At 68.2% G+C, this 23,076-nt stretch carries 26 protein-coding genes; 4 read left to right on the top strand and 22 right to left on the bottom strand.

All coding sequences use genetic code 11. From position 1 onward, the window contains the following. Window positions 1-20: 20 nt before the first annotated feature. The 19 genes from B146_RS26380 to B146_RS0116165 form a co-directional block, all read right to left on the bottom strand. Complete coding sequence (locus tag B146_RS26380) at window positions 21-593, bottom strand: gluconokinase (protein WP_019997527.1); 573 nt, start codon at window positions 591-593, stop codon at window positions 21-23. Further along, window positions 590-1,525 carry a 2-hydroxyacid dehydrogenase gene (locus B146_RS0116250; RefSeq protein WP_019997526.1) on the bottom strand — a complete coding sequence of 312 codons (936 nt, stop codon included), beginning with the start codon at window positions 1,523-1,525 and terminating at the stop codon, window positions 590-592. The genes B146_RS26380 and B146_RS0116250 overlap by 4 nt, the downstream gene beginning before the upstream one ends. Before the next feature lie 8 nt (window positions 1,526-1,533). Further along, entirely contained in the window at window positions 1,534-2,265 is a 732-nt protein-coding gene (locus B146_RS0116245) for an amino acid ABC transporter ATP-binding protein (RefSeq protein ID WP_019997525.1), read from the bottom strand. Beyond that, window positions 2,258-2,905 (bottom strand): amino acid ABC transporter permease, encoded by a 648-nt coding sequence (locus B146_RS0116240; protein ID WP_019997524.1) that lies wholly within the window; start codon window positions 2,903-2,905, stop codon window positions 2,258-2,260. The genes B146_RS0116245 and B146_RS0116240 overlap by 8 nt, the downstream gene beginning before the upstream one ends. Then, window positions 2,902-3,606 carry an amino acid ABC transporter permease gene (locus B146_RS0116235; RefSeq protein WP_026358663.1) on the bottom strand — a complete coding sequence of 235 codons (705 nt, stop codon included), beginning with the start codon at window positions 3,604-3,606 and terminating at the stop codon, window positions 2,902-2,904. Before B146_RS0116235 ends, B146_RS0116240 begins: the two co-directional genes overlap by 4 nt. A 61-nt stretch (window positions 3,607-3,667) precedes the next feature. Next, a complete protein-coding gene (locus B146_RS0116230; RefSeq protein WP_019997522.1) occupies window positions 3,668-4,486 on the bottom strand; it encodes a transporter substrate-binding domain-containing protein in 819 nt (272 codons plus the stop codon). Window positions 4,487-4,562: 76 nt separating this feature from the next. Beyond that, complete coding sequence (locus tag B146_RS0116225) at window positions 4,563-5,330, bottom strand: SDR family oxidoreductase (RefSeq protein WP_019997521.1); 768 nt, start codon at window positions 5,328-5,330, stop codon at window positions 4,563-4,565. A gap of 87 nt (window positions 5,331-5,417) precedes the next feature. Further along, window positions 5,418-6,845: an NADP-dependent phosphogluconate dehydrogenase gene (gndA, locus tag B146_RS0116220; RefSeq protein ID WP_019997520.1), complete on the bottom strand. Its 1,428-nt coding sequence runs from the start codon at window positions 6,843-6,845 to the stop codon at window positions 5,418-5,420. Window positions 6,846-6,879: 34 nt separating this feature from the next. Beyond that, a complete protein-coding gene (locus B146_RS0116215; protein ID WP_019997519.1) occupies window positions 6,880-7,641 on the bottom strand; it encodes an SDR family oxidoreductase in 762 nt (253 codons plus the stop codon). Beyond that, the gene (locus B146_RS0116210; RefSeq protein ID WP_019997518.1) at window positions 7,641-8,525 is read right to left on the bottom strand and encodes an NAD(P)-dependent oxidoreductase; all 885 of its coding nucleotides are present in this window, start codon (window positions 8,523-8,525) and stop codon (window positions 7,641-7,643) included. Before B146_RS0116210 ends, B146_RS0116215 begins: the two co-directional genes overlap by 1 nt. Window positions 8,526-8,552: 27 nt before the next feature. Further along, window positions 8,553-9,572, bottom strand: coding sequence for a LacI family DNA-binding transcriptional regulator (locus tag B146_RS0116205; RefSeq protein ID WP_026358662.1), 1,020 nt, complete (start codon window positions 9,570-9,572; stop codon window positions 8,553-8,555). Window positions 9,573-9,659: 87 nt separating this feature from the next. Then, window positions 9,660-9,986 carry a hypothetical protein gene (locus B146_RS0116200; RefSeq protein WP_019997516.1) on the bottom strand — a complete coding sequence of 109 codons (327 nt, stop codon included), beginning with the start codon at window positions 9,984-9,986 and terminating at the stop codon, window positions 9,660-9,662. Window position 9,987: 1 nt separating this feature from the next. Further along, complete coding sequence (locus tag B146_RS0116195; protein ID WP_019997515.1) at window positions 9,988-11,025, bottom strand: L-idonate 5-dehydrogenase; 1,038 nt, start codon at window positions 11,023-11,025, stop codon at window positions 9,988-9,990. Between the two features lie 102 nt (window positions 11,026-11,127). Further along, window positions 11,128-12,042, bottom strand: coding sequence for an SMP-30/gluconolactonase/LRE family protein (locus tag B146_RS0116190; RefSeq protein ID WP_019997514.1), 915 nt, complete (start codon window positions 12,040-12,042; stop codon window positions 11,128-11,130). Between the two features lie 6 nt (window positions 12,043-12,048). Beyond that, window positions 12,049-12,387, bottom strand: a complete 339-nt coding sequence (locus tag B146_RS0116185; protein ID WP_019997513.1) for a hypothetical protein — start codon at window positions 12,385-12,387, stop codon at window positions 12,049-12,051. Between the two features lie 69 nt (window positions 12,388-12,456). Continuing rightward, window positions 12,457-13,557: an ABC transporter substrate-binding protein gene (locus tag B146_RS0116180; RefSeq protein ID WP_019997512.1), complete on the bottom strand. Its 1,101-nt coding sequence runs from the start codon at window positions 13,555-13,557 to the stop codon at window positions 12,457-12,459. A gap of 61 nt (window positions 13,558-13,618) precedes the next feature. Further along, window positions 13,619-14,635 carry an ABC transporter permease gene (locus tag B146_RS0116175; protein WP_019997511.1) on the bottom strand — a complete coding sequence of 339 codons (1,017 nt, stop codon included), beginning with the start codon at window positions 14,633-14,635 and terminating at the stop codon, window positions 13,619-13,621. Window positions 14,636-14,681: 46 nt separating this feature from the next. Then, on the bottom strand, window positions 14,682-16,187 hold the full coding sequence (locus B146_RS0116170; protein WP_019997510.1) for a sugar ABC transporter ATP-binding protein: 1,506 nt from the start codon (window positions 16,185-16,187) through the stop codon (window positions 14,682-14,684). A 315-nt stretch (window positions 16,188-16,502) separates the two neighbouring features. Further along, window positions 16,503-16,934, bottom strand: a complete 432-nt coding sequence (locus B146_RS0116165) for an Lrp/AsnC family transcriptional regulator (protein WP_019997509.1) — start codon at window positions 16,932-16,934, stop codon at window positions 16,503-16,505. 129 nt (window positions 16,935-17,063) lie between these two features. On the opposite strand from B146_RS0116165, the gene B146_RS0116160 reads away from it, so the two are divergent. The 3 genes from B146_RS0116160 (at window position 17,064) to B146_RS0116150 (ending at window position 19,808) form a co-directional block, all read left to right on the top strand. Continuing rightward, window positions 17,064-18,167: a saccharopine dehydrogenase family protein gene (locus tag B146_RS0116160; RefSeq protein WP_019997508.1), complete on the top strand. Its 1,104-nt coding sequence runs from the start codon at window positions 17,064-17,066 to the stop codon at window positions 18,165-18,167. Window positions 18,168-18,421: 254 nt separating this feature from the next. After that, entirely contained in the window at window positions 18,422-19,096 is a 675-nt protein-coding gene (locus B146_RS0116155; RefSeq protein WP_019997507.1) for a hypothetical protein, read from the top strand. A gap of 244 nt (window positions 19,097-19,340) precedes the next feature. Next, a complete protein-coding gene (locus B146_RS0116150; RefSeq protein WP_019997506.1) occupies window positions 19,341-19,808 on the top strand; it encodes a GNAT family N-acetyltransferase in 468 nt (155 codons plus the stop codon). A 15-nt stretch (window positions 19,809-19,823) separates the two neighbouring features. On the opposite strand, the gene B146_RS0116145 is transcribed toward B146_RS0116150, so the two are convergent. The 3 genes from B146_RS0116145 to B146_RS0116135 all read right to left on the bottom strand — a co-directional run bounded on the left by B146_RS0116145 (window position 19,824) and on the right by B146_RS0116135 (window position 21,528). Further along, window positions 19,824-20,246: a type II toxin-antitoxin system VapC family toxin gene (locus tag B146_RS0116145; protein ID WP_019997505.1), complete on the bottom strand. Its 423-nt coding sequence runs from the start codon at window positions 20,244-20,246 to the stop codon at window positions 19,824-19,826. Between the two features lie 9 nt (window positions 20,247-20,255). Beyond that, entirely contained in the window at window positions 20,256-20,510 is a 255-nt protein-coding gene (locus tag B146_RS0116140) for a FitA-like ribbon-helix-helix domain-containing protein (protein WP_019997504.1), read from the bottom strand. 103 nt (window positions 20,511-20,613) lie between these two features. Further along, window positions 20,614-21,528, bottom strand: coding sequence for a LysR family transcriptional regulator (locus B146_RS0116135; protein ID WP_019997503.1), 915 nt, complete (start codon window positions 21,526-21,528; stop codon window positions 20,614-20,616). 298 nt (window positions 21,529-21,826) lie between these two features. On the opposite strand from B146_RS0116135, the gene B146_RS0116130 reads away from it, so the two are divergent. Next, a complete protein-coding gene (locus tag B146_RS0116130) occupies window positions 21,827-23,062 on the top strand; it encodes an ABC transporter substrate-binding protein (RefSeq protein ID WP_019997502.1) in 1,236 nt (411 codons plus the stop codon). The last annotated feature ends 14 nt before the right edge of the window (window positions 23,063-23,076 follow it).

The raw sequence follows: 23,076 nt of genomic DNA, 5'->3' as shown, positions 1-23,076 counted from the left end.
CCCGAGGCTTACAGGCCGGACTACGCCAAGGCCGGTGCTGCGGGCTGCGACGCCCGGCGACGGTTCGCGAGCGCCGACATCACCGCCGCGCAGAGAGACTCGACGGGTTGGTCGCAGTCGAGCGTCAGGGCGCCCTCCTCCTCGCCGGGCGCTTCCAGCGCCTCCATCTGGCTCTGGAGCAGCGAGGGCGGCATGTAGTGATCGCTGCGCGCCGACAGGCGCGCCCCGATCGTGCCGCGCGAGCCCGCGAGATGAACGAACAGCGCCGGGTCGCAGCCGGCCGCGAGCCGCGTGCGATAGCGCGCCTTCAGGGCGGAGCAGGCGAGCACGGTCGGCGCCGTCGCTGCGGCCAGGAGCTCGGACAGGCGCTCGAGCCAGGGCGCGCGGTCGGCATCGTCGAGCGGCACGCCCGAGCGCATCTTCGCGACGTTTTCGGTCGGATGGAAATCGTCGGCATCGAGGAAGCGGAAGCCGTGCCGCGCCGCCAGCGCCTCGCCGAGCGTCGTCTTGCCCGAACCGGACACGCCCATGAAGATCACGACCGGCGCGGGATCGACTTCGATCTCCGCCGCTGCGAGCGCCGCCGCGCTCATACGAGCGCGCTGGGCATCTCGCGGCCCGCGAAATGCGCGTCGAGATTGGCGAGCACGAGATCGGCCATGGCCTGGCGGGTCTCGTGCGTGGCGCTCGCCATATGGGGCGTCAGCACGACGTTCGGCAGCGCAAGCAAGCGCTCCGGCACGCGCGGCTCGTCGGCGAAGACGTCGAGCGCGGCGCCCGCGATGCGGCCGGTTTCGAGAGCGTCGAGGAGCGCCGGTTCGTCCACCAGCGAGCCGCGCGCGACGTTGACGAGCACGCCCTTGGGGCCGAGCGCATTGAAAACCTGCGCGTCGACGATGTTGCGCGTCTCCGCCGAGGCGGAGGCGGCGATCACGAGGACGTCGCTCCAGGCGGCCAGCTCATGCAAGCTTCCCGCGTTGCGAACCGTCGTCTCGACGGGCGAGCGGCTGGCATAGGCGAGTTCGGCGTCGAAACCCTCCAGCCGGCGCGCGATGGCCTGCCCGATGCGCCCGAAGCCGAAAATGCCGTAGCGGCGGCGCGAGACCTTGGAGCCGAGGGCCAAGTCGCCTGAGGGCCAGCGCCCGGCGCGCACATGCGCGTCGCCGCGCGGGATCTGCCGCAGCGCCGAGATGATGAGGCCGATCGCGAGGTCCGCCACGTCTTCGGTCAGGACATCGGGCGTGTTGGACACGCGCACGCCGCGCCGCTTGGCCTCGAGAAGATCCACCTTGTCGAAGCCGACGCCGTTGATGGCGACGATTTCGAGCGCCGGCAGCCGGGCGGCAAGCTCCGTGGGAATGCCGATATGCCCGCCCGTGACGACGCCGCGCAGGCGCTCGGCGTGCTCGCCCAAGAACGCGTCGGGATCAGCGGCCTCGAAGAAGCGGTGGACGGTGAAGCGCTCGCTCAGCGCCTTTTCCAGCGCGGGCATGAGCGGGCAGAGTTGCAGGATGTTGGCGGTCATGGGAGGGCTCACTTCACGTCGGAGCGCACGAACTGCGCCAGCTCGGGGGTCTTGGGGTTCTCGAAAAGCTCGCGCGAGGGGCCGGCCTCGTGGATGCGGCCCTGGTGCATGAAGACGGTCGTGTTGGCGACGCGCCGGGCAAAGCCCATCTCATGCGTGACGAGAAGCATGGTCATGCCGCCGCGCGCCAGCTGCTCCATGACGGCCAGCACCTCGCCGGTGAGTTCGGGGTCCAGCGCCGAGGTCACCTCGTCGAAGAGCATGACCTTGGGGCGCATGGCGAGCGAGCGCGCGATGGCGACGCGCTGCTGCTGGCCGCCCGAAAGCTCGTCCGGGTAGGCGTCGAACTTCTCGGACAGGCCGACAAGCGCCAGCACCTCCTCGGCGGTGGCGCGGCTTTCGCCTTTCGCCACGTCCTTCACGATGCGCGGGGCGAGCATGATGTTCTGACCGACGCTCAAATGCGGGAAGAGATTGTAGCTCTGGAAGACGATGCCGACATCGCGGCGGAGCGCGCGCAAGGCCGCCTTGTCGGTGCCGACCTTGTGCCCGGCGATCTCGATCGACCCGGCATTGATCTTTTCCAGCCCGTTGACGCAGCGGAGCAGCGTGGACTTGCCCGAGCCCGAGCGCCCGATCAGCGCCGTGACCTCGCCGCGCCCGACCTCCAGATTGATGCCCTTCAGCACCTCCACCGCGCCGAAGCTCTTGCGCACGTCCCGAATGGCGACCTCAGGCATGGAACCTCCTTTCCAGCCGCCGGGACAGGAGCGACAGCGGATAACAGACGATGAAGTAAAGCGCGGCGACCACCAGGAAGACCCGGAAGGGCTGGAAGGTCGCGTTGTTGACGAGCTGGCCGGCGCGGGCGAGTTCCACGAAGCCGATCAGCGAGGCGATCGAAGTGTTCTTGACCACCTGCACGGCAAAGCCGACCGTGGAGGGCAGGGACAGGCGCACGGCCTGCGGCAGGATCACATAGCGATATTGCTGAACCCGCGTCATGGCGAGCGACTCGGAGGCTTCCCATTGCTGCTTGGCGACGGATTGGATCGAACCGCGCCAGATTTCGCCCAGGTAAGCCGAGGCATAGACCGTCATCGAAATGCCGGCGGCAATCAGCGGCGGCAGGCGGAAGCCGAGCAGCGCCAGTCCGTAGAAGGACAGGAACAGGATCATCAGAACGGGAATGCCCTGGATGACCTGAATATAAAGCCCCGCCAGAAAGCGCAGCCAAGGGAGCGTCGAGGCACGGGCGAGCGCCAGGAAGAAGCCGACGAAGCCGCCGCCGGCGAGCGCGAGAGCCGTGAGGATCAGCGTCCACTGGAGGGATTCGATCAGGAACAGGAATTCGGACGGACCGAAGGAGCGGAAGATCATGCCGATGCCTCCACCACGGATTTCAGCGCGCGCCGCGCCGTTCGCCGACCGAAGAGCCAGAGCCCGACAAGCGCGAGGATGCCGCGCAGGATGAGCGCCAGCACGAGATAGAGCGCGGTCACGGCGAGATAGACTTCGAAGGAGCGATAGCTCTGCGACTGGACGAAGGAGGCCGCTGCCGTCAGCTCGTTCACCGAAATGGCCGAGCAGATCGAGGTCGCCAGCATCATCAGGACGAATTGCGACGAGAGGGCCGGATAGACCTTCTGCAACGCGGGGATGAGGATGACATGGCGGAAGATCTGGACTTGCGTGAAGCCCAGCGCCTCGCCCGCCTCGATCTGGCTCTTATGGACGGCCTCGATGCCGGCGCGGATGATCTCGGTGGAATAGGCCGCGAGATTGATCGTCACCCCGATCAGCGCCGCCGTGATGGCGCTGACGCGTAACCCACCGGCGGGCAAGCCGAAATAGATGATGAAGAGCTGCACCAGGAAGGGCGTGTTGCGGATCAGCTCGACATAGGCGTCGATCAGGATGCGAACGGGCCGCCCGGCGACCGAGCGCAGCGAGGCGAAGAGAATGCCGAAGGCGGTGCCGCAGATGATGGCAAAGGCGGAAATCTGGACGGTGAGCCACAGGCCCGCCAGAAGCTGGCTCTGGTACTGAGCCAGCACGCCGAACTGGAACGTGTAATTCATGGAGAAAACCCCCGCGCTGGGAAGGAGGACGCCGGCTGGGACCAACCGGCGTCCAAGCGGGTCAGAAAGCCGGGAGCGTCGGGGGCAGCGGGTCGCCGGTCCATTTCACGGCGATCTTGTCGAGTTCGCCGGAGACCTTCATCAGGTAGATCGAGGTGTTGAGATATTGCAGCAGCTCGAAATCGCCCGGCTGCACCGCCATGGAATTGCCCTGGCGGAAGAAGGTGAAGCCGATCTGGAGGCCCGCCTGCGGAGCCTGCCGCAGAAGCCCCTGGGCGACCGTGGAGGGCAGCGCGGTCGCGTCCACCTGCCCCGCGACGAGAGCCTGCGCGGAGGTTGAATCGTCCTCGAAGACGACGATCTCCAGCCCTTCCACATTGGCGCGGCGCAGCGCGGTTTCCTGCGAGGAGCCGCGATTGACCGCGACGCGCTTGCCCTTGAGCTGGTCGAGGTTCTCGAACTTGGCGTTCGGGCCCGACACGATCACCATGTTGAAGGCCGAATAGGGCGAGGTGAACATGACGGATTTCGCCCGCTCGCCCGTCGGCGCGAGGGTCGCGACGAGGAAGTCCACCTGCCCCGTCTGAAGCGCGGGAATGCGGGCCGGCGGCGTCAGCGGGACCAGTTCGACGGGCAGGCCCATGTACTGGCCGATCTGGTTGGCGACGTCGACGTCGTAGCCGCTCGGATTGCCGCGCTCGTCGATCATGCCCATGGGCGGAGCGCCCGTGAGGACGCCGATCTTGACCGTGCCGCGGCCCTGGATGTCGGCGAGCGTCACGGCCTCGGCCGAACCCGGCATCGCCGCCATCACGGTCGCAACCGTGAGCGATCCGAGGAACGCGGCCTTCATCACGGCGCGTCGTGTCGTGTTGGTCATACCCATGCCTCCCATGGCATTTCAAAAAGGATCGGATGCGCCCGGGCGGCCTCCCAGCGGCCGGGCGCATGAACGGTCACAGCGTGGCGAGCACCCCGCCATCGACATAGACGATCTGCCCGTTGACGAAGGTGGCGGCGTCGGAGGCGAGGAAGATGCAGGCGCCCTGCAACTCCTCGACCTTGCCCCAGCGGCCCGTCGGCGTGCGGATCTTGAGCCATTCGGTGAACTTCGGATCGTCCACCAGCGCCTGGTTCAGCGGCGTTTCGAAATAGCCGGGGCCGATCGCGTTGATCTGCAGCCCGTGGCGCGCCCAGTCGGTGCACATGCCCTTGGTGAGGTTGAGCACCGCGCCCTTGGTGGCGGTGTAGGGCGCGATGGAATAGCGCGCGGCCTGCGCCTGAAGGCTGGCGATGTTGATGATCCGGCCGCGCTTGCGGGCGATCATGTGTTTCGCCACCGCCTGTCCGACGAAGAAGACCGAATCGACATTGGCCCGCATGATCTCGGACCACGTCTCGGCCGGATAGTCCTCCAGCGGCGCGCGGCGCTGGATGCCGGCATTGTTGACGAGAATGTCGATCGGCCCGATCTCGGCCTCGATGCGATCGACCCCGGCCTCGACGGCGGCGTGATCGGTCACATCGAAGGCGGCTGTCTCGACCACGATGCCCTCGGAGCGCAGGCGCTCGGCCGCCGCGTCGAGCTTGGCCGCGTCGCGCCCGTTGAGCACGACACGCGCCCCGGCGCGTCCGAGCCCTTCGGCCAGCGAATAGCCAATGCCTTGGCCCGAGCCGGTGACGAGGGCCGTGCGGCCCGTGAGATCGAAAAGCTTCAGGGACATGATTCCCCCTTCCCCTACACTGTCAGCTTACATGATACCGATAACACCGCAAGTCGATTCACGCGAGCGTGATCGCGCACGGGGGTGTCAGGCCTGCGGCCAGCGGTGGTGGAAGACGCCCTCGCGATCGAGCCGGCGGAACGTGTGCGCGCCGAAGAGATCGCGCTGGCCCTGCGTCAGGTTGGTGGTGCCGCGCGCCCGGCGGTAGTCGTCGAAATAGGCGAGCGCGGCCGAGAGCGCGGGCACCGGAATGCCCGCCAGCGCCGCCTTGGCGACGGTGCGCCGCAGCGACTCCTGCCCCGCCTCGATACGCGCGGTGAAGCTCGGCGCGTGCAGGAGATTGACGACGTCCCCGGCCTCGTAGGCGCGCGTGATGTCGTCGAGGAAGCGCGAGCGGATGATGCAGCCGGCCCGCCAGATGCGCGCGATTTCGCCGAGCGGCAGGTTCCAGGAGAATTCTCTGGAGGCCTCGGCGAGCGTCGCATAGCCCTGCGCATAGGCGATGATCTTGGCCGTCACCAGCGCGTGTTCCAGCTCGGCCAGCCCGTCATGGTCGGCGTGGAACTCGGCGCGCGCCGTGGTCACGTTGCCGAAGATACGCGCGGCCTCGGCCCGTTCCTGCCGGCGCGAGGAGACGCCGCGCGCCGAAACGGCGGCTTCGAGCGTGGTCGCGCCGATGCCGAGCTTCTGCGCCTCGATGACGGACCAGCGTCCCGTCCCCTTCTGGCCGGCCTCGTCTACGATGAGATCGACCAGCGCCCCGCCCGTGTCCGGGTCGCGCTCGGCCAGCACGAGCGCGGAAATCTCGATCAGGTAGGACTGGAGATCGCGCCGGTTCCAGTCGGCGAAGATGTCGGCCATCTCTTGCGGCTGGAGGCCGACCGCATCGCGCAGGATGCCGTAGATTTCGGCGATCATCTGCATGTCGGCATATTCGATGCCGTTGTGGATGGTCTTGACGAAATGGCCCGCGCCGTCCGGCCCCAGCCAGTCGACGCAGGGCGTGTTGTCGAACTTGGCGGAGATCGGCTCCAGGAGGGGTTTCAGCCGCTCCCAGACCGCCTTGTCGCCGCCCACCATGATGGACGGCCCGTGGCGCGCGCCGACCTCGCCGCCCGACACGCCCATGCCCACGAAATGGATGCCGGTCGGCTTCACTTGTGCCTCGCGGCGCACCGTGTCGTTGAAATCGGCATTGCCGGCGTCGATCAGGATGTCGCCCAGTTCGAGATGCGGCAGGACGAGCGCCATCTGGTCGTCCACCGGCTTTCCGGCATTCACCATCAGGACGACGACGCGCGGGCTCTTGAGGGTGGAGACGAAATGCTCGATCGAGTCCGTCGGCACGAGGCGGGCGGCCAGCTCCGGGTTCTCGTCCCGTACGCCATAGGCCTTTTCCACCGTGCGATTGCCAAGAGCGACCGTGAAGCCGCCATTGTCGGCGAAGTTCAGCGCGAGGCTCGCGCCCATCGTGCCCATGCCCAGAACGCCGAGATCGGCGGTGCGCTCGCTCATGGCGAAGCTCCAGTCTGTTGTGTTGGGAAAAAGGTCAGCCGCGCCCGACGAAGGGCATGTCGGACGCCATCACCGTCATCTGGAAGACATTGGCTTCCGGCGGCAGCGAGGCCATGAGGACGATGCTGCGCGCGACATTCTCCATCGCCATGACGGGCTCGGGCGCGATGCCGCCATGGGCCTGGAGCACGCCTCCCCCCATGCGGCTCGTCATGTCGGAGGCGACATTGCCGATGTCGATCTGGCCGACCGCGATGTTATGGGCGCGCCCGTCGAGCGAGCCTGACTTGGTGAGACCCGTCACGCCATGCTTGGTGGCGGTATAGGGCGCCGAATAGGGCCGAGGCACCTGCGAGGAGATCGAGCCGTTGTTGACGATGCGCCCGCCCCCCGGCTCCTGCCGCTTCATGACGCGGAAGGCCTCGCGCATGCACAGGAACACGCCGGTCAGATTGGCCGAGACGACGCGCGTCCATTCGGACACGGGCAATTCGTCCATCGGCACGGCGGATGTGTTGGTGCCGGCATTGTTGAAGACGAAATCGACGCGGCCGAAGTGCGCGACGGCCCCGTCGAACAGGGCGGCGACATCGCCTTCCACGGTCACGTCGGTCGGCACGACCAGCGTCTCAGTCCCGCCCGCCAGCGCCGCCGTTTCCTCCAGCGCCTCGCGCCGCCGACCGGCCAGGACGACGCGCCAGCCCTCGCTTGCCAGAGCCAGCGCCGAGGCGCGCCCGATGCCGCTGCCCGCGCCCGTGACGATCGCGACGCCGCGTCTTGGGGGGTTCTGTTCCATCACTGCGCCTTTCCGAAATCGAAGAGTTTCATATAGGCCGCGCTGTCCTCGTGGCCGATGCCGGCAGCGACCATCATGCGGTGGAGGTCGGCGATGAGGTTGGTGAGCGGCATCGGCGTGCGCAGGCCCATCGAGAAGCGCTGCGTCGCCTCGAGATCCTTCAGCATGTTGTCGATCCGCCCGGTCGGTGTCAGGTCGAAACGGGCCATCTTGCCCATGAATTCCTGCAGGATGCGGCTGTCGGCGCGCCCGCCGGCCAGCGCCGCGGGGATGCGCTCGGCATCGACGCCGGCATCGAGCGCGAGGCGCGTGGCTTCGGCCACGGCCATGAAATTGCAGGCGCAGAGCACCTGATTGATGAGCTTCGTCGTCTGCCCCGCGCCTGATGGCCCCATATGGGTCATGTTGGCCGCGACCGCCGAGAGGACGCCCTTCGCGCGCTCGACTTCCCCTTCCTCGCCGCCCATCATCAGGGTCAGCCGGCCTTGCGTTGCCGCCGGCGCGCCGCCGGACAGCGGCGCGTCCACCCAGCCCATGCCCGTCTCGGCGCGCAGGCGCGCCGCCATCTCGGCGGTGGCCTTCGGGTCGGTCGAGGACATGTCGATCAGAAGAAGGTCCGGCCGCACATGGGCGGCCAGCCCGTCCTCGCCGAACACCACGGCCTCGACGATCTCGGCCGTGTTGAGGCTGAGGATGACGACGTCGCTCGAAGCCACGAGGTCTCCCATGCCGGCCGCGACACCCGCGCCCCTGGCCGCCAGCGGCGCGGTCTTCTCGGGGTCGCGATCCCGGAGCGTGACCCTGTGCCCCGTCTCCAGGAAGCGGCCCGCGATGGCGCTCCCCATGACGCCCACTCCGACGACGCCGATGCGCGTTTGGCTCATGATGGTCTCTCTCGAAAACTGTGGAGTTCAGGGGGCGTGGCGACGCGGCGCGGCGGTGGTGCCGCGCGGCACGACCTCGATGCCGAGATCGATCGAGGGTGGGAGGTCCGCACCCCGGCCGTCGAAGAGCTCGCGCAGGAGTTCGCCCGCCTTGGTGCCGATGCCCTTGGCATCGACGCGGATGGTGGAGATCGCCGGCTCGCATTCACGGCCGAGCTCGAAATCGCCGAAGCCCATGAGGCTGAGGCGGCCGGGCACGTCGATCCCCTGCCTTCGGCACTCCATCAGCGCGCCGAAGGCCGAACCGTCCGACACGGCGAAGACGCCCTCGACATCCGGCCTTTCGGCGAGAAGCAGCTTCATCGCCGCCGCGCCGTGGGCGTAGGAGACGGGCGCCGCGCCGTGGCGCAGGATGACGCCGGTCTCGACGCCCTCCTCCTTGAGGACGGCGGCAAAGCCCTGCAGGCGCGCCTCGCCGCGCGCGTCGCGCACGTCCCCTTCCGCCTCCGAGCCGATGGCGGCGATGCGCCGGAGCCCCAACGAGAGGAGATGGCGCGCGGCGGCGCGGCCCGCCTCGAAATTGGAGAAGCCGACGGCGCGGTCGAGCGGGGCCGAGGGCGCGTCCCAGATTTCGATGACCGGGATGCCGGCATTCATCAGCATCCGCCGCGTCGAGGCGGTGTGCAGCGTGCCGGCGACGACGATGCCCTGCGGACGGCGCGCCAGAAGCGAGCGCACCAGCCGCTCCTCCTCGCCCGCCTGATAAAGCGTGTAGCCGATGAGGAGCTGGTAGCTCGCCCCCAAGGCTTCCGCGAGACCCTGCGCGGTGTCGGCGAAGTTGGAATTGGTCAGCGTCGGCAGGATCAGCCCGACGAAGTTGGTGCGGCGCGAGGAGAGCGAGCCGGCGACGAGATCCGGGACATAGCCGAGCTGGTCCACCGCCCGCATGACGCGCTCGCGCGTCTCGGGCGCGACGATCGAGGGGTCGGCCAGCACCCGGCTCACCGTCATGGTGGAGACGCCGGCAAGCTTCGAGACGTCCCGCATCGTGGGCTTGGTCGGGGCCTCGGCAGGCAGGCCGGCCTTCTTCTGTCGGGCCATCGTCGTTCTCTTTCAAGGATCGGCCGGGCCGCCTCAGGCGAGGCGGCGGTAGACGATATGGCGGAGCGTTCCGTCGAAGAGCGTCATGAGCTTTTCCATGACCGGCGCCCCGCGCGCCCGCACCGGCGAGACCTCGGCTTCCGCCACGGCCTCGGCCGAGGGATAGTCGATCTCCTGCACCAGAACGAGCGCGGGCGCCCCGTCCTCGCGCCGCTCGGTGCGCAATACGCGCACGGCGAGCGCCCCCGGCATCGCCTGCCAGACCGGCATCAGCTCGGCCATGACGAGGCCGTAGAAGGCCTCCTCGCAGCCGGGGCGGATCGTGCCCTCGAAGAGGGCGCTGCGCGTGTGGATGGTCATGTCAAAAATGCAGATGCACCTTGATGGCGCGTTTGCGGTCGGCCGCCATCTCGAAGGCGGGGCCGAGCTCGCTCATCGGCATCTCGGCGGACATGACCGGCTTCACGTCGATCCGGTCGTTCGCCAGCCAGTCGACGGCGGTGTGGAACTCCTCGCAGAAGCGGAAGGCGCCGACGAGGTCGATCTCCTGCGCCATCAGGACGTTGACGAGAACACCGACCTCGCCCGGCGGCATCATGCCGAGCTGCACGATGCGCCCGCCCGGACGGATCGCGCGCACCAGGGAGGCGAGCGCGGGCGGCGCGCCCGTCGCCTCGAAGCCGACGTCGAAGGAGCCCTTGTTGGCCTCGAACGCGACGAGCCGCTCCGGGGCGGTCGCGACGTTGATCGTCTCGTCCGCACCCGCTCGGGCCGCCAGCGCCAGCGGCTCGTCCACGAGGTCGGTGACCGCCACGAAGCTCGCGCCGGCATGGCGCACGGCGAGCGTCAGGAGCATGCCGATCGGCCCCGCGCCGGTGATGAGAACGCGCTTGCCCAAGAGATCGCCCGCGCGGGTGAGGCCGTGGATCGCGACCGAGAGCGGTTCGGCGAGCGCGGCCTTGGCGAGCGGCATGTCGGGCGGCACCGGCACCGCCTGGTCGGCGCGGCAGGTGAAGCGCTCGGCAAAGCCGCCCTGCACATGCGGAAACATCGCCGCCGAGCCGAAGAAGCGCATGTTGCGGCAGAGATTGGAGCGCCCGGCGCGGCAGTAGTCGCAATGGAGGCAGGGTCGGCTCGGGTTGATCGCGACGCGCTGGCCGATCGCGAGGCCCGAGACCCCCTCGCCCAGCGCCTCAATCTCGCCCGCCACCTCGTGGCCGAGCACGAGGGGTTCGCGCAACGCGAAGTCGCCGACGCGCCCCTTGCCCCAGTAGGACAGGTCCGAGCCGCAGATGCCGCCCGCCCCGAAGCGCACGAGAACGTCGCCGGGCCCAAGCGTCGGCTCGGGGCGCTCGTCGAGGCGCAGGTCCTTGGCGGCATGGATCACGGCGGCGCGCATGGGTTCGGTCTCCTTGGTGCGACTCTCCCGGGCCGCGTCGTCACTGTTATCGGTAACAAATGTGAGTGGATTTGGAAAGGGCTTGTTTGCTTCGCCGGCGGCTCAATCCCGCCAGCCGTCCCCATGCGCGTTGACATAGATCGCGTAGAGCGAGGTCTGCGCGGTGATGTAGAGGCGGTTCTTCTTCGCGCCGCCGAAGCAGAGATTGGAGACCATCTCCTCCACCGGGATCGAGCCGATATGTGTGCCATCCGGTGCATAGACGCAGACCGCGTCGGCGTTGGAGGCCCAGATATTGCCCGCCGTGTCGCAGCGGAACCCGTCGAAGAAGCCGCTCGGCGAGCGCGCGAAGAGACGCCCCTCCCCCAGCGTCCGCCCGTCCCGAACCGGATAGGCCCGGATCGCCGGCTCGCAGGCCGGATCGTGCGTGCGGCCCGTCTCGGAGACATAGAGGATCGTCTCGTCCGGCGAGAAGCAGAGCCCGTTGGGCTTCAGCATGTCGGTGACGACGGCCGTCGCCTCGCCCGTTTCGGGGTCGAGCCGGTAGACGTTGGAGGCGCCGATCTCGGACGGGGCGCGATGGCCCTCGTAATGGCTGTCGATGCCGTAGGTCGGGTCGGAGAACCAGACCGTGCCGTCGCGCTTCACCACGACGTCGTTCGGCGAATTGAGGCGCTTGGTTCCTACATGCGAGACGAGGCTGCGCCAGACGCCGTCATGACCCAGCCGCGAGACGCGCCGCCCGCCATGCTCGCAGGCGACGACGCGGCCTGCCAAGTCCAGCGTATGGCCGTTTTGATAGCCGCAGGGGCTCTCGAAGACCGAGACCGAGCCGTCGCACTCGTCGAAGCGCATCACCCGGTCGTTCGGAATGTCCGACCAGAGGACGGATTTGGCTGATGGCACATGCACCGGCCCTTCCACCCAGCGCCCGCCGGTCCACAACCTCTCCAGCCTGGCATGGCCGATGAAGAGGGCGCGGAAGCGGTCGTCGTGGACGATGTAGGTCTCGCTCATCGGCGTTCAGTCCGTCGGCAGGGCGTAATCGTCGGCGCGGAAGACGGTGTGGAAGATGTCGCCCTCGTAGAGCTCCAGCAGGCCCTTCGTCACCTCGCGGGATTCATAGCGCACGTCGGAGGCGAGCGCCGTCTCGATCGCCTCGCGCGAGGGATAGCGGACCTGCAGCACCATCTCGAAATGCGGGTCCGAAACATCGGCCTCCTCCTGGCGCAGGACCCGCACTTCCTCGATGCCGGGAAAGCGCGTCCAGAGCGGCACGAGCTTTTCGCGGACGTAAGCGGTGAATTCGGCCTCGCGGCCGGGCTTGGCGCGGCCGCGAAAGAAGGCGCAGCGGATGAACATGAGAGCATTCCGATCGGTTGGGTCGAGGAGAAGCCCGGCGCGAGCGTGCGCGCCGGGCGGGTGGCCGTGTTACTTCACGCCCCAGATGGTCTTGTAGGCGTCGCGATAGCCGTTCTCGGGGTCGAAGGCGTTGGTCGGTCCGCCGTCGAACTCGATGTTCGCCTTGGTGACGATGTGGAGCGGCGAGACGTAGCCGGACCATTTTTCGCCCGCGAAGGCGCGGTTCAACTCGTCCACCAGCTGCCAGCCCTGGAGCTTCAAGGGCTCGGCGACTGTGACGGCCTGGAACTGGCCGGAGCGAATGCGCTGGTAGGCCGATTCCGAGCCGTCGCCCGCCGCGACGTTCACCGGCTTGCCGTCGCCCGCGATGCCGGCGGCCGCCAGCGAGGGGCCCATGAAGTCGAAATAGAGATCGTTGATCGCGAGCGAGTGCGTCCAAGCCTCGCCATGGCGCTGGAGGAGCGAGGTGGTGAGCTGCGGCATGCGCGTCGAGGTCTCGGCGATGGGCGTGTCGACATATTCCACAACCGTGCCGCCGAGCTTTTCGATCTCCGCCTTCATCGCGTCGGCCTTGGCGATGGCGACCGCGTAGGTCGAGTCGGTGAAGATCACGACGCCCGGCTTGCCCTTCGCATCGACATAGGCCCAGTCGGCGGCGGCCTTGGCGACCTGCATCGGGTCGGTCGTCACATTGGCGAAGACGCCGGCCGAGGCGACGGGGCCGACCTCGGGCGCCGTGTGCCAGGCGACGATCGGAATCTTGGCGTTCTTCGCCTGCTCGAGGCCCGCCTGCTGCTCCACCGCGTCGAAGCCGGCGACGACGATCCCGTCGGGGTTGAGGGCGATGCCCTGGCCGACGGCCGCCGTGCGGCCCGAGATCGAGCCCGCGCCGTCGATCGTGCGGACCGTCCAGCCGGCGGCCTTGGCCGCTTCCTCGATGCCCGAGACGACGCCGAGAATGCCGCCGTTCTTCATGTCGCCGGCCAGAACCACGATCGTCTTGTCGGCCGCGATCTTCGGGCCTGATGTCGGCCCGTCCCAGGTCGTGACGCGCGAGGCGTATTTGTCCACGGTCGCCTGGGCGTCCGCCATCGCGTCGGCCCGGGCGCCGGGCGCGGCGGCGACGAGAAGGGCGCCGCCGAGCAGCAAGGCGGAGAGAAGCGTCTTCATGTGGGGTTCCTCCCTTGGGGTGATGGCGGCCCGCCCGTTTCCTCCCGGCGGGCGAATGGCGTCATTTCGCGCCGCGCCGGCGCTGGGCGTAGGCGGCGATGCCGATGGCGACGAGGAGCGTCATGCCGTTGAAGAGGGGCTCGACATAGAAGGAGCCGCCGAACTGCTGGATGCCGGAAATGCCGACCGCCAGAACGATCACGCCGACCACCGTGCCCCAGACATTGACGCGGCCGGGCTTGATCGTGGTCGAGCCGAGAAAGGCGCCGACCAGCGCCGGCAGGAGATATTCGAGGCCGACGCTCGCCTGCCCGATGCGCAGCTTGGAGGCGAGGAGCACGCCGGTCAGCGCCGTGAGGAAGCCGGAGGCGACGAAAGTCGCCATGGTGAAGCGGCGCACCGGGATGCCGTTGAGGGCGGCGGCCTTGGGGTTGGCGCCGATGGCGTAGAGATAGCGGCCGACGGGCGTGTATTCGAGGACGAGCCAGAGGAAGACGGCGAGGCCCAGCACATAGAAGCCGCCGATGGGCAGGCCGAAGACCATCGTCCCGTTCAGCGCGAGGAAGCCCTCCGGCAAGGGCGCCACGACCTGCCGCCCGCCGGTGTACCAGAGCGCCAGCGCATAGAGCACGGTGCCCATGCCGAGCGTCGCGATGAAACTGTCGATCTGCGCGACCTCGACGAGGAGGCCGTTGAGGAGGCCGACCAGGGCTCCCAGCGCCAGCACGATCAGCACCGCGACGACCCAAGGAATGCCGAAGGCCGTCTGCAGCGAGATCGCCAGGATATGCCAGAGCACGATGCCGTAGCCGACGGTCAGGTCGATCTTGCCGGCCGTCATCGGGATCATGGCGGCGAGCGCCAGAAGCGCGATGATCGACTTGTCCGAGACGATCGAGCGCAGGTTGAGAAGCGTCGGGAAGGTGCGCGGCAGGAGGATCGCAAAGAGCAGGATCAGCGCCAGCGTCAGGATCGGCAGGCCGTAGACCGGCAGGAGGCGCAGGGCGCCCTGCGAGCGCGACAGGCCGCGCATCTCCGCGCGCGTCGGCTCCAGCGCATTGGACTTGATGGAGTTCATGGGGACGGTCTCCCGAGCGCGCCGAAAAGGCGGGGCGGTGAAGGGGTCAGGCGGCTTCGGAGGCGCTGGCGGCGGCGATCACGCGCTCGGTCGTCACCGCGTCGCCGGAGAGTTCCGCGATGATCGTGCCGCGGTTGAAGACGAGGGCGCGGTGGCAGAGCGTCGCCACTTCCTCGAAGTCGGTGGAGACGACGAGGACGGCGAGGCCGGCCGCGACGGCGGCTTCCACGAGGCGATAGATCTCGGCCTTGGCGCCGACATCGACGCCCGCCGTCGGGTCCTCGAGGATCAGGAGCCGGCGGCCGGTCTCCAGCCAGCGGCCGACGATGACCTTCTGCTGGTTGCCGCCCGACAGGCCCTCGATGGCAAGGTCCGGGTCGTTGGGGCGAAGGCCGATGCGGCGTCCGAGCTCGCGCGCTTCCTCTCGCTCGCGCCCCGGCGAGCGGACGGACAGGAGCCTGCGGCCGAAGGCGCCGGGATTGAGGAAGGCGTTCTCGCGCACCGAAAGCGCGGCGGCGACCGACTCCTCCGCCCGGTCGCGCGCGACGAGGCCGATGCCGCTCCGGAGCGCCGCGCGCATGGAGGAAAGGTCCGGCGCCGCGCCGTCGATCGTGACCGCGCCGCCATGCGCCTGCGCCCCGAAGAGCGCGCGGCCGACCGCCTCCTGACCCGCGCCGCGCAAGCCGACGAGGCCGAGGATCTCGCCCTCGCGGATGTCGAAACCGACCGGCCCGGCCCCGGCCGTCGTCAGGCCGCGCACCGTGACGCGGGCCTTGGCGTTTTCGGGCGCCGGCCGCTTCTCGTAGAGCTTCAGCGAGCCGGTACCGACGATCTGGGCGATGAGGTCTTTGGACGTGAGGTCGGCGATCCGCCCCTCCCCCGCCAGCGCGCCGTCGCGCAGGACCACGGCCCGGTCGGCGACGCGGAAGATCTCGTCCAGCCGGTGCGAGACGTAGATGACGCCGACGCCCCCGGCCGCGAGCCGGCGCACCGCCTGCATCAGCTTCTCCACCTCGTCGGCGGGAAGGCTCGCCGTCGGCTCATCGAGAACCAGGAATGCGCAATCGGTGGCGAGCGCGCGTGCGATCGCTACCAGAGACTTTTCCGTGCGTGACAGGGAGGCGACGCGCGTGTCGGGGTCGAAGTCGCAGCCGAGCCGCGCCAGCGCCTCCACGGCCTGCCCCCGCACGCGCTCCCAGTCCACGAGCCCGCGCTTTCCCCCGCCGCGCCGGGGATAGCCGTTGGCGAGGGCGACGTTCTCGGCGATCGTCATCCATTCGATGAGGCCGAGATCCTGATGGACGAAGGCGACCGCGCGCCTGGCGCCCGCGGTGCCCCGGGCCTCGTGGCTGTAGGGCGTGCCGTCGATGGCGATCCGCCCGGCATCCGCCTTGTGGATGCCCCCGAGGATCTTGATGACGGTGGACTTGCCCGCCCCGTTCTCGCCGAGCAGCGCCACGACCTCGCCCGAGCGCACGGAAAAGCTGACGCCCTTCAATGCCTGCGTGCCGCCGAACCGCTTGGCGACGTCCTCAAATCGAAGCTCGCTCACGACAACCTCCCAATCATCGAGTGCGGCTGATGTTATCGATAACTCAATAGGTGTCAATCGAGTTTTGGGGTATTTTCACGCGGCCCTGGGAACCGACTGCGATCGGGGTGTTACCGCCCGTCATGCGGCTCGGGCGGGCGAGGTGGCGCAGGCGTGCGTCCGCGCCATGGGCATGGCCCGAAGCGAGAACCCGTCCTCGTCCGGCCTGTCGGCGCTGGCCCCTCCCCGACCGTGCGGGTCGAAGCGAACATGCCGGCTTCACCGCGACGGCAGCCCGATCCGCACGACGGGCCCTGGCGTCACGTCTGGCTTGGCTCAGCGGCTGAAGCGCGTCGACAGGATGATCGAGGACTGGGTGCGCTCGACGCCCTCGATCGCGCCGATCTCGTCGAGAAGCCGGTCGAGTTCGCCGATCGAGGGCGCGGCGATCAGGGCGATCAGGTCGAAGGCGCCGCTCACCGAATGCAGCGCCGTGACCGCCTGGACGCGGCCGATCGAGGCGGTGACGGCAGCCAGCGATTTTGGCGCGATGGTGATGAGGATATGGGCGCGCACGAGGCTGGATTCGTAAGCGTCCGACAGGCGCACGCCATAGCCCGCGATGATGCCGCTCCGCTCCAGCCGCTCCAGCCGCGCCTGCGCCGTGGTGCGCGACAGGGACAGGCGGCGAGCGAGGGTCGCGACGGGCATGCGCGCGTCTTCGGCCAGAAGCGCCAGCAGCGCGCGATCCTTCTCGGTGAGGTCCATTCCGGGCGATCCGTCCAATCCATTCGTCGTATTGTCTAATCACGCCGTACGATCCGCGCAAATCCCCGCTTCCATCCGGCAAGCCCCGCCTTATCCTCGCCTCATGCAAGCGAGCGCGGAGAGACGAGCATGAAGGACGTCGTGATCATCGGGGCCGGCAAGATCGGCGGAGCCATCGCCCTCCTGCTGGCCGACAGCGGCAGCTACCGCGTGACGGTGGCCGACCGCCGCGCCGAGCAACTGGCGGAGCTCGCGCCCCATCCCTCCGTCTCGGCGCTGCTGCTCGACATTGCCGACGAGGCGGCCCTGCAAGCGGCGCTCGAGGGGCGCTTCGCCGTTCTCTCGGCCGCGCCCTTCCACGGGACGGGGCGGATCGCGAAGGCCGCGCGGGCGGCGGGCGTCCATTATCTCGACCTCACCGAGGATGTCGCCACGACGCGGCAGGTCGAGGCGCTGGCGGAAGGCGCCGACACCGCCTTCATTCCGCAATGCGGCCTCGCGCCGGGCTTCATCTCGATCGTCGCCCACGATCTCACCGAGCGCTTCGACACGTTCGACAGCGTGCGCATGCGCGTCGGCGCGCTGCCGCAATATCCGTCCAACGCCTTGAACTACAATCTGACCTGGAGCACGGACGGGCTCATCAACGAATATATCGAGCCCTGCGAGGCGGTGGTGGAAGGCCGGCTCGTGTCGGTGCCGGCCCTCGAGGAGCGCGAGGAATTCTCGCTCGACGGCGTCGCCTACGAGGCCTTCAACACGTCGGGCGGCCTCGGCACGCTCGCCCGCACGCTGGAAGGCCGGGTGCGGACGCTGAACTACCGGACGATCCGCTATCCCGGCCATCAGGCCATCGTGAAGGCGCTTCTCAACGATCTCGACCTGCGCAACCGGCGCGACGTGTTGAAGGACCTTCTGGAACACGCCCTGCCGGCGACGATGCAGGACGTCGTGGTGATCTTCGTCACGGTCTGCGGCTGGCGCGAGGGGCGCTATCTGCAGGAAACCCATGCGAGCAAGGTCTATGCCGGAATCGTGGCGGGCCGGCGCATGAGCGCCATCCAGATCACCACGGCAGCGGGCATCGCGACCGTGCTCGACCTCCTGGCGGAGGGGCGCATCCGCACGAGCGGCTTTGTGCGCCAGGAGGAGATCGCCCTTGCCGAATTCCTCGCCAACCGCTTCGGCCGGGTCTACGACGCGGACGCCGATAGGCTGCGCCGGGCGAGTTGAGCCGTTCGAAGGAGCCAGGCCAGCAAGGCTCTGCCGGCGACGCCTTCGCCGCGACGGCGGGCGGGGCGGCGACCCCGGTCCATTCGGCAACGAAACATCCCAAACATGCGACGTTCCGTTTCGTTCGTCCGATTCTTTTTGAACTCCGATCGGCGGTGACTTAGGCCTTTCCATAAAGTCTGCCGAATTGTCTCGACAGTTCTTACTTCATCGTCGTCGGCAGATGACGCGCGGAACGAACAGGATGACCTGCCATGGGCCTCAACAAGATTCTGGTCCCCGTCTACGACAAGACGACGCCCAACAAGGAGATGCTTGGGCAGGCTTCGCAGACCATCCTCCCCGCTGGATTGCCGGATTACAAGTACGAAGACCGCAAAGCTGGAGACATCTTCTTTCATTACAAAGAAAACGTGATGATCGGCCATGTGAACATGGTGGCATCGAACGTCTACTGCAAACTGGACGCCGTACTCGACAAGAAGGGGGGCGCGGGCGGCGGCATTCGGTATATCGATATGATCATGGACGATAACACCAGTATCGTCTTCAGGTTTCACGACCCCGACGTGGCATTGAGCGCCGCGAAATTGGCAGAAAGCTGGAGCCTCTACAGCAAGGTCGGCTATTCGAGCTTTGGTGCTGGCGGCATCACGAAAAGAGGCCTCGGTCTTCTGTTCGGGCCTTGCAATTTCGGCAAGGGCGCTCAGGGCCGGTTGTTGAAGTATCGAAGCCGGCCCGACCTCGCTCCCAGCAACGTGACGTGCCCGGAAATGTGTCTCCTCGCATATCAACTGAACTTGCTGGAGAGCAGCGCCGACTTCCCGAAGCTCGACGCAAAGTTCGCTTCACCTCCTACGCTTTTCAAATATTTCGTTCAAAACCCGCAATACTGGAAGCCCGTTGGTATCCGCCGCAATGGGGACTAACGCGAGGCTCCCTGACGGATCGTGACCTCGTTCGCACGGCGGGGACATGCGCTTCCGACGCCTCGTGGCGAGCGCCGCATCGACAAAGCCAGGCCCTCGTCACGCTCGAATGAGCACTGACCGGCATAGGGCGATTTCGCCGGGTGTTTCGAACCGAACGACCTATGACACCCGGGCGGACCGGGTCGGCCCCCTGGCTGCGCCTCCGGTTGCCGGCAAGTGCGCGGCATGGCATGTCCGGCCGATGTCCTCGCCCTTCTCCGCCCCCATCCTCGCGCGCGCCTATGCGCTCGCCGATCGGGACGCCTGTCTCGCGCTGTTCGACGGCAATGTGCCGCGCTTCTTCGCGCCCGGCGAGCGCGGCGACTTCGAGCGGTTTCTCGGCGGCACCGCGCTCGTCTCGCCCTATCGGGTGCTCCTGCGCGACAATCGCATCGTCGCCTGCGGCGGTTTCCTGATCGAGACCGGCGAGGAAGCGCATCTGTGCTGGGGCATGGTGGATCGCGCTCTACAGGGCCAAGGCCTCGGCGCCAGACTGACCGAGGCGCGGCTCGCGGCGGCCCGCGCGACGCCGGGGCTTCGTCGCGTCCGGCTCGACACGAGCCAGCACACGCAGGGCTTCTACGCGCGGTTCGGATTTCAGGTGGTGAGCGTCACGCCGGACGGATACGGGCCGGGGCTCGAGCGCTGGGACATGGTTCTGGAGCTTTGAGCGCCGGGTCCGCCGTCAGCCGTGATAAGCCCAGGGGTCGATCACGGTGAGCCCTGCCGCCTCGAAGGCGCTGCGGTCGCGTGTCGCGACGGCGAAGCCGGCGGCGGCGGCGATCGCCGCGATATAGCCGTCCGGCGTTGGAAAGCCCCGGCCTGCCCGGCGCGCCGCCATGGCGAGGTCGCCATGGCGGCGCGCGGCGGCCGCGTCGAAGGCGAGCGTGCGCCCTTCGAACAGGGCGAGAAGCCCCTCCACCGCCTGGCCGAGCCCGTCCCGCCGCCGCCCGGCGGGGAGCGCGGCGACGCCGAAGCGAAGATCGGCCACCGTCACGCTGGACAGAAAGAGGGTCTCGGCCGCCTGCGCGTCGAGCCAGGCGAGAAGGGCTCGGTCCGGCTCGGGCTTCATCGCCTCGCTGACGACATTCGTGTCGAGAAGGATCATGCGGGAGTGTCAACCGAAGGAATGCGGCTCGGCGGGCGCGCGCGCTCGCGCTTCTTCAAGCGCCTCGAAATCGGCATTGGAAAGCCCGGCGCGGCGGCCGAGATCGGAGAGGAGCGTGCCGAGGCGCGGGCGCTCGGGCGGCCGCACGGCGCGCTCCAGAATGTCGCGCATCTCGGCCTCGGCGCTGCGCCCGTGCCGGGCCGCCCGCACCTTCAGCGCGCGATGGGTTTCCTGGGACAGGTTGCGGATGGTGACGGCGGGCATGATGGCGGCTCGGACACTCGGATGGCGATGCCATCAAGCTAAGGCGAATGCTATCACATCGCAAGACGCGCGGCGGTCTCGCGGCCGAGCCGCCGTGCGCCCTTCAGCCCCGTCCGAGCAGCGGCTCGCCTCGAAACATCGGCCCGAAACTCTCGGCCTCGCGGCGGATGAAATCGGCCAGGAGCCGGAGGCGCGGGGCGGGCGCGAGGTCTTCGTGGATGCTCATCCAGTAGGTACGCTCCAGATGCGCGGCCTCGGGGAAGAGCGGCACGAGATCGGCATGGCGCGAGGCGAGGAAGAAGGGGAGGATGCCGACGCCGAAGCCCGCCAGAACCGCGCCGAGCTGCGCCTGGATGCTGGAGCTCTGGTAGCCCGCCCGCATCCCCGGCAGGATTTCCGGGAGATAGTCGAGGCCGGGCGTGAAGATCATGTCCTCGACATAGCCGACCAGCGGATGGGCGGCGATGTCGGCGCGCGAGCGGATCGGCCCGTGCCGGGCGAGATAGTCGCGCGAAGCGTAGAGAAACAGGCGATAGGTCGCGACCGGCTCGCTGCGATAGGGGCCGGCGCTTGGTGCGCTCAGCGTCACCGACAGGTCCGCCTCGCGCCGCGACAGGGAAACGATCTGCTGGATCGTCACGAATTCCACGAGAAGGCCGGGATGGGCGCGCGCGAAACCCGGCAGGCGCTCGGCCAGGAAGAAATTCCCGAAGCCCTCCGGCGTCGACAGGCGCGCCACGCCCCGCGCCCATTCGGCCGGATCGGGCAGCGCCTCGCCGAAGCGCTCCACCTCGCCTTCCATGCGCTCGGCATGCGACACGAGCCGCTCGCCCAGCACCGTCAGCGTGTAGCCGCGCGGCGAGCGCTCGAAGAGGCGCATGGAGAGCGACTGTTCAAGGCGGTCGATGCGGCGCGACACGGTGACGTGATTGCTGCGCAGCCGGCGGGCGGCGGCGGACAATTGGCCGGTGCGCGCGACCGCCAGGAAATAGCGCAGATCGTCCCAGTCGAACCGCATGGCTGACAGTTCCTCCCTTTGCATTTTCGTACAATGGCTGCACGAAAATGACCATTCTTGAGCAGGAAATCTGGTGTTAGCCTTCCCCCATTCCCGCCGCCGCCTGGGAGGGTGAGGAGCGGGACGGCCTTTGACGCGCGCGGCAAGACGGGCGCAAGGGCGGGGAGGACGATCCGGGCCGGAGGGCGAAAGCCGCCATCGCCCCCGCGCGCCGCGCGGGCGGGCTGCCCCGTCGCGCCGGTGCTTCTTCCCCTTTTCGAGACCATGCGATCGGGCGATCCGACGAAAGGGAGGGACGATGACGGTTTCCGGCAAGTTCAAGACGAGCGTTCTGGCGGGCTCCTGCGCCGCGCTTCTGGCGGCGGCGAGCGCCCTGCCCGCGCGGGCGCAGGAGGTCTCCGACGACATCGTCAAGATCGGCATTCTGAACGACCAGTCGGGCGTCTATGCCGATTTCGGCGGGCGCTGGAGCTTCGAGGCCGCCAAGATGGCCGTCGAGGATTTCGGCGGCACGGTGCTCGGCAAGAAGATCGAGGTCATCACCGCCGACCATCAGAACAAGCCCGACATCGCCTCCAACATCGCGCGCCAATGGTACGACACCGAAAAGGTGGACGCGATCATGGAGCTGACCACCTCCTCCGTCGCGCTGGCCGTGCAGGGCCTGTCCAAGGAGAAGAAGAAGATCGACATCGTCACCGGCGCGGCGACCTCCGATCTCACCGGCAAGGCCTGCAGCCCCTACGGCTTCCACTGGGCCTATGACACGCACGCGCTCGCGGTCGGCACCGGCGGCGCGCTGGTGAAACAGGGCGGCGACTCGTGGTTCTTCCTCACCGCCGACTACGCCTTCGGCTATTCGCTGGAGGAGCAGACCTCGAATTTCGTGAAGGCCAGCGGCGGCAAGGTGCTCGGCTCGGTGCGCCATCCCCTGTCCAACACCGACTATTCCTCCTTCCTCCTCCAGGCGCAGTCCTCCGGCGCCAAGGTGATCGGCCTCGCCAATGCCGGCCTCGACACGGCGAACGCGGTGAAGCAGGCGGCCGAGTTCGGCATCGTGGCCGGCGGCCAGCGCCTCGCCGCGCTTCTCTTCACGCTGGCCGAGGTCCACGGGCTCGGGCTGGAAGCGGCGCAGGGCCTGACGCTGACGGAAGGCTTCTACTGGGACCGCGACGACGAATCGCGCGCCTTCTCCCAGAAGTTCTTCGAGCGCACGCAGCGCATGCCCAACATGATCCAGGCCGGCACCTATTCGGCCGTGCTCCAGTATCTGAAGGCCGTGGACAAGGCCAAGACCGACGCGACCGAGCCCGTTTCGGCGGCGCTGCACGAGATGCCCGTGGATGACGTGTTCGGCCGGGGCGGCAAGGTCGCCGCCAACGGGCGCATGATCTACGACATGTATCTTCTGGAGGTGAAGAAGCCTTCCGAGAGCACCAAGCCCTGGGACTATTTCAAGGTTCTGGCGACCGTGCCGGGCGACACGGCCTATATGGACCCGGCCAAGAGCAACTGCCCGCTGGTCAAGCCTTGAGCGCCGGGTCGCCC

The sequence above is a fragment of the Aureimonas ureilytica DSM 18598 = NBRC 106430 genome (genome assembly GCF_000382705.1).
Lineage (GTDB): Bacteria > Pseudomonadota > Alphaproteobacteria > Rhizobiales > Rhizobiaceae > Aureimonas > Aureimonas ureilytica.
Note: the sequence above shows the minus strand (reverse complement) of the source record. Positions and strands in the feature narration are given on the sequence as shown.

Excerpts from the sequence above, each read along its gene's own strand:
- B146_RS26380 (WP_019997527.1), bottom strand. The coding sequence starts at position 593 with ATGAGCGCGGCGGCGCTCGCAGCGGCGGAGATCGAAGTCGATCCCGCG.
- B146_RS0116250 (WP_019997526.1), bottom strand. The coding sequence starts at position 1,525 with ATGACCGCCAACATCCTGCAACTCTGCCCGCTCATGCCCGCGCTGGAA.
- B146_RS0116245 (WP_019997525.1), bottom strand. The coding sequence starts at position 2,265 with ATGCCTGAGGTCGCCATTCGGGACGTGCGCAAGAGCTTCGGCGCGGTG.
- B146_RS0116240 (WP_019997524.1), bottom strand. The coding sequence starts at position 2,905 with ATGATCTTCCGCTCCTTCGGTCCGTCCGAATTCCTGTTCCTGATCGAA.
- B146_RS0116235 (WP_026358663.1), bottom strand. The coding sequence starts at position 3,606 with ATGAATTACACGTTCCAGTTCGGCGTGCTGGCTCAGTACCAGAGCCAG.
- B146_RS0116230 (WP_019997522.1), bottom strand. The coding sequence starts at position 4,486 with ATGACCAACACGACACGACGCGCCGTGATGAAGGCCGCGTTCCTCGGA.
- B146_RS0116225 (WP_019997521.1), bottom strand. The coding sequence starts at position 5,330 with ATGTCCCTGAAGCTTTTCGATCTCACGGGCCGCACGGCCCTCGTCACC.
- gndA (WP_019997520.1), bottom strand. The coding sequence starts at position 6,845 with ATGAGCGAGCGCACCGCCGATCTCGGCGTTCTGGGCATGGGCACGATG.
- B146_RS0116215 (WP_019997519.1), bottom strand. The coding sequence starts at position 7,641 with ATGGAACAGAACCCCCCAAGACGCGGCGTCGCGATCGTCACGGGCGCG.
- B146_RS0116210 (WP_019997518.1), bottom strand. The coding sequence starts at position 8,525 with ATGAGCCAAACGCGCATCGGCGTCGTCGGAGTGGGCGTCATGGGGAGC.
- B146_RS0116205 (WP_026358662.1), bottom strand. The coding sequence starts at position 9,572 with ATGCGGGACGTCTCGAAGCTTGCCGGCGTCTCCACCATGACGGTGAGC.
- B146_RS0116200 (WP_019997516.1), bottom strand. The coding sequence starts at position 9,986 with ATGACCATCCACACGCGCAGCGCCCTCTTCGAGGGCACGATCCGCCCC.
- B146_RS0116195 (WP_019997515.1), bottom strand. The coding sequence starts at position 11,025 with ATGCGCGCCGCCGTGATCCATGCCGCCAAGGACCTGCGCCTCGACGAG.
- B146_RS0116190 (WP_019997514.1), bottom strand. The coding sequence starts at position 12,042 with ATGAGCGAGACCTACATCGTCCACGACGACCGCTTCCGCGCCCTCTTC.
- B146_RS0116185 (WP_019997513.1), bottom strand. The coding sequence starts at position 12,387 with ATGTTCATCCGCTGCGCCTTCTTTCGCGGCCGCGCCAAGCCCGGCCGC.
- B146_RS0116180 (WP_019997512.1), bottom strand. The coding sequence starts at position 13,557 with ATGAAGACGCTTCTCTCCGCCTTGCTGCTCGGCGGCGCCCTTCTCGTC.
- B146_RS0116175 (WP_019997511.1), bottom strand. The coding sequence starts at position 14,635 with ATGAACTCCATCAAGTCCAATGCGCTGGAGCCGACGCGCGCGGAGATG.
- B146_RS0116165 (WP_019997509.1), bottom strand. The coding sequence starts at position 16,934 with ATGGACCTCACCGAGAAGGATCGCGCGCTGCTGGCGCTTCTGGCCGAA.
- B146_RS0116160 (WP_019997508.1), top strand. The coding sequence starts at position 17,064 with ATGAAGGACGTCGTGATCATCGGGGCCGGCAAGATCGGCGGAGCCATC.
- B146_RS0116155 (WP_019997507.1), top strand. The coding sequence starts at position 18,422 with ATGGGCCTCAACAAGATTCTGGTCCCCGTCTACGACAAGACGACGCCC.
- B146_RS0116150 (WP_019997506.1), top strand. The coding sequence starts at position 19,341 with ATGTCCTCGCCCTTCTCCGCCCCCATCCTCGCGCGCGCCTATGCGCTC.
- B146_RS0116145 (WP_019997505.1), bottom strand. The coding sequence starts at position 20,246 with ATGATCCTTCTCGACACGAATGTCGTCAGCGAGGCGATGAAGCCCGAG.
- B146_RS0116140 (WP_019997504.1), bottom strand. The coding sequence starts at position 20,510 with ATGCCCGCCGTCACCATCCGCAACCTGTCCCAGGAAACCCATCGCGCG.
- B146_RS0116135 (WP_019997503.1), bottom strand. The coding sequence starts at position 21,528 with ATGCGGTTCGACTGGGACGATCTGCGCTATTTCCTGGCGGTCGCGCGC.
- B146_RS0116130 (WP_019997502.1), top strand. The coding sequence starts at position 21,827 with ATGACGGTTTCCGGCAAGTTCAAGACGAGCGTTCTGGCGGGCTCCTGC.